We start from the raw sequence: 12816 nt of genomic DNA on the forward strand, positions 1-12816 counted from the left end.
AGGAGACCGGGATGCAGGCACATCTGGAGTGCTTATCGCACACCCCCTTGCTGGGTCATCACGACCCGGCACAGGCCGTGCTGGACGAAGTCTTTGCGGTACAAAAAGCCGCCCGCGAGCGCATTGCCGCCTTCAAACCGGATTTGATCGTGCTGTTCACGCCCGATCACTTCAATGGTTTTTTCTATAACGTCATGCCCAGCTTTTGCATCGGCACAGGTGCCCATGCGATTGGGGATTTTGGCAGTCTGGCCGGGCGCTTGAACGTGCCCTTCGAGCTGGCTACCGACTGCGCCACCCATGTCATCAATAGCGGTGTGGATGTGGCGATTTCACACGATATGCAGGTCGATCACGGTGCTGCCTATCCGCTGGAGCATCTGGTAGGCAGTCTGGATCAGTACCCGGTTATTCCGGTGTTCATCAACTCGGTAGCGGCCCCCCTGCCCACGTTCAAGCGTGCACGCCTGCTGGGTGAAGCCATCGGTCAATGGGCCCGTTCTACCGGAAAACGCGTGCTGTGGCTGGGTTCCGGCGGCCTGTCACATCAGCCACCCGTGCCCGTTTACGCCGAAGCGCCCGAACCCGTGCGCCGCTCCCTGGATGGCGAAGGCTACACCCTGTCGCCCGAAGCCCGTGCCGCCCGCACCCAACGCACGATTGATGCTGGCAAGGCTTTCACCCAGGACCCCTCGGTGTTGCATCCGCTTAACCCCGAATGGGACCAGAACTTTCTGGATCTGCTGCAAACGCAGCGCTATGCCCAGCTCGATGAGGTCGCCAACAACGAGGTCTCCGCCCTGGCAGGCCGCAGCGCCCACGAAGTCAAAACCTGGGTAGCCGCCTTTGCCGGGCTGTCGGCCTATGGCCCTTACGAAGCAGGCCATCGCTACTACCGCGAAATTCCCGAGTGGATTGCCGGTTTTGGCGGCTTGTCCGCCCATCCCAGCAAGAACTGAAATCCACCACAACAAAACATCAGGAGATTGTCATGAGTCTTAATGAAGCTGATTACAGCCATTTCGCGACCGTGGTCGAGGAAGGCAAGGAACTGCGCATTCACTACAACGATCTGGGCCAGGGCGAACAGACCGTCGTCATGCTGCACGGCTCTGGCCCCGGTGCAACCGGTTGGGCCAACTTCAACCGCAATATCGAGCCCCTGACCCAGGCCGGCTATCGCGTCTTGCTGATTGACTGCCCCGGCTGGGGCAAGAGCGACTCCATCGTCAACAGCGGTTCGCGCTCGGATTTGAATGCCCGTGTCGTCAAAAGCATCATCGACCAGTTGGGCATAGCCAAGATTCACATGCTGGGCAACTCCATGGGCGGACATAGCTCGGTGGCCTTTGCCCTGACCTGGCCCGAACGCGTGGCCAAACTGGTTCTGATGGGCGGCGGCACAGGTGGCATGAGCCTGTTCACCCCCATGCCCAGCGAAGGCATCAAGCTGCTGAACGGCCTGTACCGCGAACCTACGCTGGAAAACCTGAAGCGCTTTAACAATGTCTTTGTGTTCGATGCCAGCGTTCTGACCGAAGAGCTGCTGCAAGCCCGTCTGAACAATATGCTCAGCCGCAAGGATCATCTGGAAAACTTCCTGAAATCCCTGGAAGCCAACCCGCGCCAGTTCCCCGACTTCAGCCCGCGGCTGCCCGGCATCACCGCCCCCACCCTGATCATCTGGGGCCGTCAGGACCGTGTCGTTCCTTTTGACACCGGCCTGCGCTTGCTGGCGGGTATCCCGAACTCCGAGCTGCACGTCTACAACCAATGCGGCCACTGGGCGCAATGGGAACATGCCGAGAAGTTCAACCAGCTGGTTCTGGACTTCCTGGAGCGTTGAGATGAGCGAATCATCCATTGAACTGCTGGACACGCTGGCTGCCCGCCTGCGCCAGGCCGAACACAGCGGTCAGGCCATTGAGCCGATCCGCGCTCTGATCGGTGAAGACAATGCCCAGGCCGCCTACGACATCCAGCGTATCAATATTGCTCGTGGCGTAGCGCAGGGACGCCGCCTGACGGGCCGCAAGATCGGCCTGACCAACCCCAAAGTGCAAAAGCAGTTGGGCGTGGACCAGCCCGACTTCGGCGCCCTGTTTGCCGACATGGCCTATGGCGATGGCGACACCGTCCCCTTCGAGCGTGTATTGCAGCCCAAGATCGAGGCCGAAATCGCCCTGATTCTGGAGCGCGACCTGCCCCACGCCGACACCAGCTTTGCGGATGTCGCCACCGCCGTAGGCTGGGTCATGCCTTCTTTGGAAATTGTGGGCAGCCGCATCGAAAACTGGGACATCCGCTTTGTCGATACCGTGGCCGACAACGCCTCCAGCGGCCTGTATGTGCTGGGCGGACCCGCTCGCCGCCTGGATGGTCTGGACCTGCGCGCCGCCCGCATGACACTGCTGCGTAACGGCGAAGCGGCCTCCAGCGGCAGTGGTGCCGAGTGCCTGGGCCACCCCTTTAATGCAGCCGCCTGGCTGGCCCGCACCCTGGCCAAACTGGGTGATCCGCTCAAGGCCGGGGATGTCATTCTGACCGGCGCTCTGGGCCCCATGGCGCCGGTGGCCAGTGGCGATCACTTTGAAGCCGTGATCGAGGGCATAGGCTCGGTATCGGTCACCTTCAGCGCAGGCTAAGTCCTCTTTGTTCGGAGTAACACACATGACAAACCCCAAAATTGCCGTCGCCATTATTGGCTCGGGCAATATCGGCACCGACCTGATGATCAAGGTACTGCGCCAAAGCAAATACCTGAGCATGGGTGCCATGGTCGGTATCGACCCCAGCTCGGACGGCCTGGCCCGTGCGGCACGGCTGGGCGTGCCCACCACCCATGAAGGTATTGAAGGGCTGTTGAAGCTGCCCAACTTCCAGGACATTCGCATTGTGTTCGATGCCACCAGTGCCGGGGCCCATGCCCGCCACAATGCGCTGCTGCAAGAACACGGCATCAAGGTGATTGACCTGACGCCTGCCGCCATTGGCCCGTACACCGTGCCCGTGGTGAACCTGGAAGACAATCTGGACGCGCCTAATATCAATATGGTGACCTGCGGCGGACAGGCCACCGTGCCCATCATCGCGGCCATCTCGCAAGTCACCCCCGTGCACTATGCGGAAATCATTGCCTCCATCTCGTCCAAGTCGGCCGGTCCCGGCACGCGCGCCAATATTGACGAGTTCACGGAAACCACCAGCAAAGCCATGCAAGTGGTAGGCGGCGCACAGGTAGGCAAAGCCATTATTGTGCTGAACCCGGCCGAGCCCCCGCTCCTGATGCGCGACACCATCTACACCCTGACGGATCCGGGCAAAGAGGCTGAAATCGAGCAATCGGTTGAAGCTATGGCAGCCAAGGTTCAGGCCTATGTGCCCGGCTATCGCCTCAAGCAAAAAGTGCAATTTGACCTGATCCGGGAAGACCAGCCCATCAATGTACCTGGTCTGGGCTTGCGCTCCGGTCTGAAAACGTCGGTCTTTATCGAGGTAGAAGGTGCGGCCCATTATCTGCCCGCTTACGCAGGCAATCTGGACATCATGACCAGCACCGCCCTGGCCTGTGCCGAGCGTCTGGCACAAACCCGCTTGCTGACGCAGGCCGCATGATTAGCAAGGACACGAACATGGCACACGACTCACAAAAAAAGCTTTTTATTTCCGATGTGACCTTGCGCGACGGCAGCCACGCCGTGCGTCACCAGTACAGCGTGCAGAACGCCATCGACATTGCCCGTGCCCTGGACCAGGCCAAGGTGGACTCGATTGAAGTGGCCCACGGCGACGGGCTGTGCGGCTCCAGCTTCAACTACGGCTTTGGGGCGCACTCTGATCTGGAGTGGATCGAGGCAGTGGCCTCGGTCGTGCAGCACGCCAAGATTGCCACCTTGCTGCTGCCGGGCATTGGCACCATTCATGATCTGAAAGCCGCCTACGACGCCGGCGCACGCATCGTACGCGTTGCCACGCACTGTACGGAAGCGGACGTCAGCAAGCAGTACATCGAATACGCCCGCTCGCTGGGCATGGATGCCGCCGGCTTTTTGATGATGAGCCACATGACCAGTCCGCAGCATCTGGCCGAACAGGCCAAGCTGATGGAAAGCTACGGGGCAACCTGCTGCTATGTGGTGGACTCGGGCGGTGCCTTGAACATGAACGATGTGCGCGAACGCTTCCGGGCCTTCAAGGATGTACTCAAGCCTGAAACCCAGACCGGCATTCACGCCCACCACAACCTGTCCCTGGGCGTGGCAAACAGCATTGTGGCCGTTGAAGAAGGCTGCGACCGCATTGATGCCAGCCTGGCAGGCATGGGCGCCGGTGCCGGCAATGCACCGCTGGAAGTCTTTATTGCGGCTGCCGAGCGCATGGGCTGGAACCATGGCACCGATCTGTACACCCTGATGGATGCCGCCGACGACATTGTGCGCCCGCTGCAGGATCGCCCGGTCCGTGTGGACCGTGAAACCCTGGCCCTGGGTTACGCCGGTGTCTACAGCAGTTTCTTGCGCCACAGCGAAGCCGCAGCCAACAAGTACGGGCTGAAAGTCGTGGACATTCTGGTCGAGCTGGGCAAACGCCGCATGGTGGGCGGACAGGAAGACATGATTGTGGACGTGGCGCTGGACTTGCTGCAGCGCCAAGGCGCCACAGCTTGATTCCGAGACTCTAAAAAAAGTTCTACCCCCGCTCAGCGCTGCCTTGCCGCGCAGTGAGCGGGTTTCTGCACCCTGAATTCGGGGCGGGCAGGGGGCAGAAGCAACAAGAAAAACGTCCCGGTCAACCGAGGAGACATAGCAATGACACATACTCAAGGCCGCAGACATGCGGTCATCACCGTGGCGATCTGCTTTCTGATCGCCGTTATCGAAGGCATGGACATACAGGCTGCTGGTATTGCCGTGAAAGGCGTAGCAGCAGAGTTTGGTCTGAATAAAACCTACCAAGGTTATTTTCTAAGTGCGGGCATTCTGGGGCTACTGCCCGGCTCCCTGATGGGCGGACGCTGGGCCGATAAATACGGTCGCAAGGCCGTGCTGATTGCCTCGGTCGCCATCTTTGCCCTGTTTACCCTGTTCACTGCCTGGGTCAATAGCCTGGCCATCCTGTTGATGGTCCGCTTTCTGGCTGGAGCAGGTCTGGGCGCGGCCATGCCCAATCTGATTACGCTGGCTGCCGAATCCGTCAAACCGGAACACCGTGCCCGTGCAGTGGGCATGATGTATGCCGGCATGCCTGTTGGGGCCGCCATTCTGTCACTGGTCGCTGCCTCCAACTTTGGTGAAAACTGGAAAAACATCTTCTATCTGGGCGGCCTGCTCCCCCTGCTGGTTATTCCTGTCATGGTATGGTTCCTGCCCGAATCACGCGAGTTCCTGCAGGCTCGACAAAGCCCTGCTGTCGTTCAAGGGCGCTTCCAGGATCTGTTCAGCAATGGTCTGGCCACCCGCACCCTGCTCTTGTGGGTCAGCTATTTTTTCACGCTGATGGTTGTCTACCTGATGCTGAGCTGGCTTCCTTCCCTGTTCCAGGAGCTGGGCTTTAGCCGCAAGCAAGGCAGCACAGCCCAATTCTGGTTCATGGTCAGCGCAACCGTGGGCACCGTCTTGTTAGGGTATCTGACCGACCGCTGGCACAAAACCCTGGTTATTGCACTGATGTACGGCGGTATTCTGGCTGGTTTGTTAAGCCTGAACGCCGCATCCGGCCTGACGCAGATGTATTGGGCTGCCGCACTGACGGGTGCGTTTGTGATTGGTTGCCAGGGCGTCTTGTATGCCTTTGGCGGTATTGTCTACCCTACTTCCGTACGTGCCACTGGCGTCGGCACCGCTGCAGCCGTTGGCCGTATCGGCGCAACACTGGGTCCAACCCTTGCAGGCATGTTGCTTAGCCAGGGATATGGAGCCGCTGGCGTCATCAGCTCGGCAATTCCCTGCATTATTGTTTCGGCCTTGTGCATGCTGCTGGTAGTCCGTCAGATCAGCCAGGAGCAAGTACGGGCATCCGACAGCCCCGCCCTGCCAGCCGCTGGAAAAGCGTGAGAACAGAGCCAATTGCAGCTTGGAACCCAGCTGCAACCTGGACACCAGCCCTCCTATAGTCAGCCCTTGCACCAAGGGCTGCGTTCTACCTGGAGGACGCACCCCACACATACGTAGTTCCCCAAGCTTGAATTCGTCTTCAAGCTTGGGGGCTGCTCGGGGGGACTGCCCCCTTCTTCAGCGATTTCCGTCTATGCAATCCACCTGGCCTCACTGGTGGCAATCCCCGACAAGAATGAAAACAAGAATAAAGAATGGCGGGATACAATGGCCGGCTGCTATTTGGCAGCCGAGATTTTTATAGCCAGGCTTGGCGCTGCAGCAGAAAACAACAAGGTGCCTGGCCCTGCACGGAAACACGGATGATGGACACAGTAATTCTTCTTCTGGTCGCCGCAATAGCCCTGCACTTTGTGCGGGCACGGTATCAACGCGGACGCATTATCTTGCTGGGTCGCCACTTGAGCAGCTTCCAGCTGGAACGTCATATGGAAACGCTGACGGAAGGCTATACCCGCGCGATTGGCGAACAGGACCCCTCACGCCAACTGCAGGTGTTGGAGATGTTTGCCCAGACCGAAAACGCGGTAGCCACCCAGATTCAATCCCTGGCTGACCTTCTGCAAAAAGAACCAGCAGAAAACACCCGAGTAGGCATGCTGCCCTTTTGCGTGCCCTATGCCGAACGCATCATCCCCTCCATGACGCGCGACTTCCGCCAGCTATTGCAGATTCATGCTGCCGGGCTGCGTCATATGGTGGACAACCCCGAACAGCTGGACCCAAAAAGCCGGGCCTTTCATCTGTCCGCCGAGCTATACCTGTTTCAACACAGCTGCCACTGGTTCTGCAAATCCCGAACAGTGGCAGATGCACGCCTGCTGGCACGCCATAAGGTGACACATCAAAAGGTGCTGGAGTCCGTGTCCACCCAAACCCGCAATGCCTATTTACGCTGGCAGGAACCCGCCACCAGCAAATAAAAAAAGCGGAGCCCCTTGGCTCCGCTTTTTTCTTCCTGCGTATCAGGGATACACAATCACAAAAGTTGCAGCCGCTTCCAAAGGCCCCGGTCTGACATCTGATTCGGTTTTATTGGGAAGCCGTACATACTGAGCGGTAAAACCGGTAGACAGTACAGCACCATCCGTCAGAGCCGGCCCTACAGAAGGCGCATAACGCGACGGCACCCAGGAGCCTGAAGGCGCAGGACCAAAAGGCAGGGGGTCAGATTCACCGCGATGAAACAAACGTACCCCGACTGCCGGGTTGCTTGAGAGCAAATAATTTTTATTCGTTGCACTATCCCTGGTGTCGGTGAAATAGATATTCAGTTTGGTGTCTTTGGTACACCCCGTTCCCTCAATCAAGAAATGGGCTTGCCCTGACGCACCTGAAGAGCGACTTGCACCTGCAGGCACAATCTGACCGGGATCAACGGGTCCCAGAACCACATTTTGAGTCAAGGTACTGGTCGAGAACTTACAGCTGGGCAGAGCAGGTTTGGGCAACTCAGGCACTTGCACGGTGCCGGTCAAAGCCGCCATGGGGTCCACGAATCCATTAATACAAAGCTGTGCATTAGCCGTGCCCTTTTGATTGGCTGTCATAACAAGGACTTTATTGGCTTCAGTAAAGGTCAGTTTGCCGCCTTTATATACCTTGTCATCAATAACCACCAGTTCAAAACTGTAGAACTGGGCCAGCGTGTAACTGGTCGTTGTTCGCGCTCGTAGCACAGAAATCCACGGGCTACTGGAAATAATCGTTCCCTGCGGAGCACTTGGTCCGATTGGCGTCAAAGAGACAGTGGAGGCGTACCCCGCCCAGCGAACGACCAAACCCAACCCTGGCATCCCACTCAAGGGAACTGCTTGATAAGCGTTATCCGCTATCTGCCCGCTTGCATAGACATTCACTGTTTCGCCGTGAGCAAGGGGCAGGTAGTACTCAGCATAGGCAGACGTACGCCCTACAATATCGCCATTTTTAAAGACGGTGCCGCTAGGGGCCATGCTCCAGCTTGAGCTGGCCGTCAGGTCTCTGGATCTGAAACAGCTCGTTGACTGAGCCTGGACTTGGCCCATCCCGACAAGCAGGGCAATGGGCAGCATCAGTGCTTTAGCCCACACGAATCGCTGGCGGGAAAACTCCTGCTTCCTGAGTATACGGCTCCACATACCACGCATCCCATTCATCAAAATTCGTTTGCAGCCCCTATCGGAGCCAATTAATGATGAAATTTTAAAAGCACGGTCTATTCAATTATTTAAGATTATTCCTAGAGTTATTTCTCCGCTCTTAATAGATACTCAAACCCAATCAAGCTTAATCGTCAAGAATTGCAAACCAAGCAAACAAGCCACTTGACAGAAAAAAACAATTAAAAAAAACATTCTCAATTAATAGGACTGCATTTTAAGAATAGTCCTAAATCTTTTCCCCGATTGATTTCCTAAACTTCAATTGTGCCCAAACAGAGCACACTCCTGGGAACCTTAGAGCGCCCCAAGGCGTACAACAAGGTTGCTTCGTTTGTCCAACAATCGGAAGTCAAATCAATCATGAAAAAGATCCTTTTCGGCCTCACTATCCTTTCCGCTTTTGCTGCTACCGGTGCCCAAGCCGAGCTCACGACTGCTGCCCGCGGCAACATCAACTTTGTGGGCAGCATCAACGCTGACAGTTGCACCGTGCGTTCTCCTGGTGCTTCCAGCTCCGGTGCCAACATGCTGGTCGATATGGGCCCTGTGTCGGCCAAGACTCTGGGCACGGAAGCGACGCCCGCTACCTCTACAGGCGGCATCACCTCGATTTCCAAGAACATCGATATGCAGATCGAATGTGCCACCGGCACCAAAGTTGAGCTGAAGCTGGCTCCTACCGCGACCTCCGGCAAGGGTATTGCTGTCACTGGCGGCGCCCAGAACGTGCAGATCATGCTAGTCAGCGACCAAACCATTCTGGACTTCACCAGCGGCACCGCCAAGCTGGAAGCTCCTTACGCTGACGGCGCCATCAACATTCCTCTGACCGCCTACTACACCCGCAAGGCCGGTGCTGACGTTGCTGATGTTGTCGGTGGCCAAGCCAACGCGACCGTCGCCTACGAGCTGTCTTACGAATAAGACTGCCTGAACCTCTGGCGAAGGGTTATCCCTTTCGCCAGAACTAACCCCTCAAGGAGAATGAACCATGTCCATCTTAACTTTCAAGAAACTGGCTTTTGGATGTCTGGCCCTGAGCGCTGCGCTGTTGAGCAACCAGGCCCAGGCATCCATCTCCTTGAGCGGTACCCGCCTGATCCTGCCCGAGAAGCAGCAAGAAGCGTCCATTGTGGTTCGCAACGACAATTCGCCCATCCTGGTTCAGTCCTGGCTGGAAACGAATACCGATCACGATCAAGCAGAACTCCCCTTTGCCATTACCCCTGCACTGGTCAAAGTTGCCCCTAACGGCCAGCAAGTGATGCGTGTGCTCTATGCCGGTGGTGACCAGGGCCTGCCTCGTGACCGCGAAACCGTGCTCTGGCTGAACATCCAGGAAATCCCACAACAAAGTCCCAGTGACAATCAGCTGCAGATAGCCATTCGCCAACGCATCAAATTATTTTTCCGTCCTGACGGCTTGCCCGGTTCGGCCGCCCAGGCCCCTGCCGATTTGCAGTGGTCCGTGGTCAACGCTCAGGGCGCACCTATGCTGGAGATCCACAACCCCAGCGCTTACCACGTGTCCATGTCCACCCTGCGCACTGCGAAGGGCCAGGAAATGGAAGACCCCGGCATGATTGCCCCTGGCCAGACCCGTCGCTTGCCCTTGGGTCGCTCCGGCGCACAAGACACCTTGCAGTTTCGTGCGATCAGCGACTACGGCAGCGCCGATCCCTATGAAGTTCGCCTGAACGGCCAAAGCAAAGTTCAGGCCCGCGCCTTGAGCTCGGACACTCCGTAAGCCGGCGGCACGACCCGCCGCCCACTCCCCGCTTCTCACGTCTGACCCTTTCGGCTACTGGCACCCGGCCAGTAGCAGGAGCCCTTGCACGTCTTCAAATCGTCAATCACGCCCCCTGGGTGCAGAGTCATGTTCACAAAAAACCATCTGTTCTGCCATCGCATTCATCCCATCAGCCGCCAGCCACTGGCCGCGTTGCGGATTGCCTTGCTGCCCTGCATGGTATTTGCAGCTTGTGCTGCCCAGGCTCAGACGACCGCCTCCGTTACCGTGCCCGCTCCCGAAGAAAACAAGACAGAGCCCGTACAAGTTGCTGCTCTGGATAGCGGTGACTCCATGGCATTTAACATGGCCTTCCTGCAAGGCAACGCCTCCACCGCCGACTTGCGCACCCTGCTCTCGAGCAGCAACGTCGCTGAAGGCGTACAGCGCGTGGACCTGTACGTGAACCAGCAGCGTACCGGACGACGCGACATCACCTTCAAACGCAACCCGCGTACGGACGAAAACGAGCCCTGCTTTGACCAGGAGATGCTCGAGCAGATCGGGATTGATCTGAGCAAATTGCCCGCTCCCGTGTCGGCCGAGTCCACCTGCTTGCGTCTGCCTGAAATTGTGCCCGACGCCACGGTGGTCTACGAAAGTGCCCAATTGCGTCTGCTGCTGAGCATCCCGCAGATCTACCTGAGCCCCAGCAAACGCGGTTATGTTGATCCTTCTTTGTGGGACGAAGGCCAGACAGCTGCCTTTGTGAACTACGGTGTCAATGTACGCCGCGATCAAAGCAAAGGCATGTCCGCCACCAACCACCTGAGTGCAGACCTGCGCCTGGGTGTGAACATCGGCCCCTGGCGCATACGCAACAACTCCTACTACACCTCGGGCACCAATCGTTCCAGCTCCTTTACCAGCCAGAACACTTATGCCCAGCGCGATATCGTGTCCCTGAAAAGCCAGTTGCTGGCCGGGCAGACGTATACCCGCTCGCCCCTGTTTGACAGTGTGCGCTTTATGGGTGTGCAGATGCTCTCGGACGAGGCCATGCGCCCCGACAGCGAGCAGGGCTACGCGCCGGTTATCCGTGGCACGGCCGAAAGCAATGCCACGGTCGAAGTACGCCAGAACGGCTATGTGATCTACACCACCAACGTCGCCCCCGGTCCTTTCGCCATCAGTGACCTGGCGCCCTCGGGCTCGAACGGTGATCTGGAAATCACCATTATCGAAGCCGATGGTTCGCGTCGCATCTTGCGCCAGGCATTCTCTGCCCCGCCCTTGATGGTGCGTGAAGGCCGCCTGAGCTATGACATCGCCGCCGGTCAACTGCGCCTGAACGACGAAATGCAGGAGCGTCCCCACTTTGTCAGCGGCTCCATGCTGTATGGCGTCAGCGCCAACACCACCCTGGCCGCCGGGGTGCAGGTGTCCAAAGACTTCAATGCCTATTCCCTGGGGGTCGGCATGAACACCCAGTTGGGTGCGGTCTCGCTGGATGCGACCCGCTCCACCAGTCGTGTCCAGGGCCAGCAATCCCAGGGCACCAGCATGAACCTGCGTTACAACAAGTTCATCGAGGCTACCGGCTCGAACGTGTCCATCAATATGCGTCACGACTTGAGCCGTGGCTATCGCACCCTGTCCGATCACGTCACCGCCACAGAAGCACCAGCGCACTTGCGCCTGTACGGTCAACGTGACTCGCGCCAGCGCATCGATGCCAATATCAGCCAACCTGTAGGCGGTGGCAATCTGTACCTGAGCGCTTCCTACAACAAGAACTGGGAGAACAACTCCTCCAATAGTTTGTCGGTGGGCTACAGCAACCATATCGGCAAGGTGAACTACAACCTGTCGTACACCCGTACCCGGAACCTGCAGTCTTCCTTTGGTCCTTCGCGCTCGCACGACAACGCGGTCATGCTGACTCTGAGCATTCCCCTGGGCAGCGGACAAAATGCACCGCAAAGCTTCACCACGGTCAGCCACGACAATAGTGGCAATGCTGTCCAGGCCGGTGCCAGCGGCCTGCTGCCTACCGAGCGCGAGATCAGCTACGCCGTTGCTGGTGGCCGCAGTGCTGCCGGTGAAAGCAGCGCCTCGGTCAACGTAGGAACAGCAAGCTCTTTTGCCCGCATGAATGCCGGCTACTCCTATGGTAGTCAGCACAGCTCCGGCAATTTCTCGGCCAATGGTTCGCTTGTCGCGCATAGCGGTGGGGTAAACCTGGGGCAGGCGCTGGGCGAGACCATCATGCTGGCCAAAGTAGAGCCGCCTGTAGCCGGGGTAGGCGTATCCAGCCACGCAGGTGTCAAGACCGGCTCGAACGGCTACGCCATCATCCCCAATGCCACCCCCTACCGCAGCAACCACGTCAGCCTGGATACACGCAACGCCCCGCGCAATGCCGAATTCGACAACGCCGTGCAGCAAATCGTCCCTACCCGCGGTGCGGTTGCCCTGGCTACTTTCAAGGCCGAAGTCGGTTACCGCGTACAGTTTGAATTGCGCGATGAGCAAGGTGCAGCGTTGCCCTTTGGCGCCATGGTGCGGGATGCCGCCGGCCAGCAACTGGGCATGACCGACCCGCGTGGCCGTATCCTGACCATGGTCTCCCCTGAACAAATGCGCGGCTATCTGGATATCAGCCGTAATGGTCAGCTGTGTCGCGCCCGCTACGAGCTGGCCGAACAAGCCGAAAGCCTGAACTATCAGTTGCTTCGCCTGAACTGTGTCAAGCGTGAACCCGATCCCATGCTGCCCGGCGATCTGGCCAACCAAGGCGCAAGCCAGGACGGAACAGTATGAGGCCCGT

At 58.2% G+C, this 12816-nt stretch carries 11 protein-coding genes; 10 read left to right on the plus strand and 1 reads right to left on the minus strand.

Going from position 1 to position 12816, the window contains the following annotated elements:
* Positions 1 to 11 precede the first annotated feature (11 nt).
* From NBV64_RS13940 to NBV64_RS13970, 7 genes are all read left to right on the plus strand, one after another.
* Positions 12 to 959 (plus strand): 3-carboxyethylcatechol 2,3-dioxygenase, encoded by a 948-nt coding sequence (locus tag NBV64_RS13940; protein ID WP_250755967.1) that lies wholly within the window; start codon positions 12 to 14, stop codon positions 957 to 959.
* 32 nt (positions 960 to 991) lie between these two features.
* Entirely contained in the window at positions 992 to 1846 is an 855-nt protein-coding gene (locus tag NBV64_RS13945) for an alpha/beta fold hydrolase (RefSeq protein ID WP_250755968.1), read from the plus strand.
* 1 nt (position 1847) lies between these two features.
* Positions 1848 to 2645 carry a 2-keto-4-pentenoate hydratase gene (gene mhpD, locus NBV64_RS13950; protein ID WP_115633973.1) on the plus strand — a complete coding sequence of 266 codons (798 nt, stop codon included), beginning with the start codon at positions 1848 to 1850 and terminating at the stop codon, positions 2643 to 2645.
* 25 nt (positions 2646 to 2670) lie between these two features.
* On the plus strand, positions 2671 to 3615 hold the full coding sequence (locus NBV64_RS13955) for an acetaldehyde dehydrogenase (acetylating) (protein WP_250755969.1): 945 nt from the start codon (positions 2671 to 2673) through the stop codon (positions 3613 to 3615).
* A gap of 17 nt (positions 3616 to 3632) precedes the next feature.
* Entirely contained in the window at positions 3633 to 4667 is a 1035-nt protein-coding gene (gene dmpG / locus NBV64_RS13960) for a 4-hydroxy-2-oxovalerate aldolase (protein WP_115634055.1), read from the plus strand.
* A gap of 141 nt (positions 4668 to 4808) precedes the next feature.
* Positions 4809 to 6053, plus strand: a complete 1245-nt coding sequence (gene mhpT, locus NBV64_RS13965) for a 3-(3-hydroxy-phenyl)propionate transporter MhpT (protein ID WP_250755970.1) — start codon at positions 4809 to 4811, stop codon at positions 6051 to 6053.
* A gap of 362 nt (positions 6054 to 6415) precedes the next feature.
* On the plus strand, positions 6416 to 7036 hold the full coding sequence (locus NBV64_RS13970; protein ID WP_238441753.1) for a hypothetical protein: 621 nt from the start codon (positions 6416 to 6418) through the stop codon (positions 7034 to 7036).
* 42 nt (positions 7037 to 7078) lie between these two features.
* On the opposite strand, the gene NBV64_RS13975 is transcribed toward NBV64_RS13970, so the two are convergent.
* The gene (locus NBV64_RS13975; protein WP_250755971.1) at positions 7079 to 8233 is read right to left on the minus strand and encodes a fimbrial protein; all 1155 of its coding nucleotides are present in this window, start codon (positions 8231 to 8233) and stop codon (positions 7079 to 7081) included.
* A gap of 384 nt (positions 8234 to 8617) precedes the next feature.
* Here NBV64_RS13975 and NBV64_RS13980 point away from each other — a divergent pair, with 384 nt between their 5' ends.
* From NBV64_RS13980 to NBV64_RS13990, 3 genes are all read left to right on the plus strand, one after another.
* Entirely contained in the window at positions 8618 to 9181 is a 564-nt protein-coding gene (locus tag NBV64_RS13980; RefSeq protein WP_247966543.1) for a fimbrial protein, read from the plus strand.
* A 67-nt stretch (positions 9182 to 9248) separates the two neighbouring features.
* Positions 9249 to 10004: a fimbrial biogenesis chaperone gene (locus tag NBV64_RS13985; protein ID WP_250755972.1), complete on the plus strand. Its 756-nt coding sequence runs from the start codon at positions 9249 to 9251 to the stop codon at positions 10002 to 10004.
* Positions 10005 to 10133: 129 nt separating this feature from the next.
* Entirely contained in the window at positions 10134 to 12809 is a 2676-nt protein-coding gene (locus tag NBV64_RS13990) for a fimbria/pilus outer membrane usher protein (protein ID WP_250755973.1), read from the plus strand.
* The last annotated feature ends 7 nt before the right edge of the window (positions 12810 to 12816 follow it).

The sequence above is a fragment of the Alcaligenes sp. DN25 genome, from assembly GCF_023674485.1.
GTDB lineage: Bacteria > Pseudomonadota > Gammaproteobacteria > Burkholderiales > Burkholderiaceae_B > Alcaligenes > Alcaligenes phenolicus.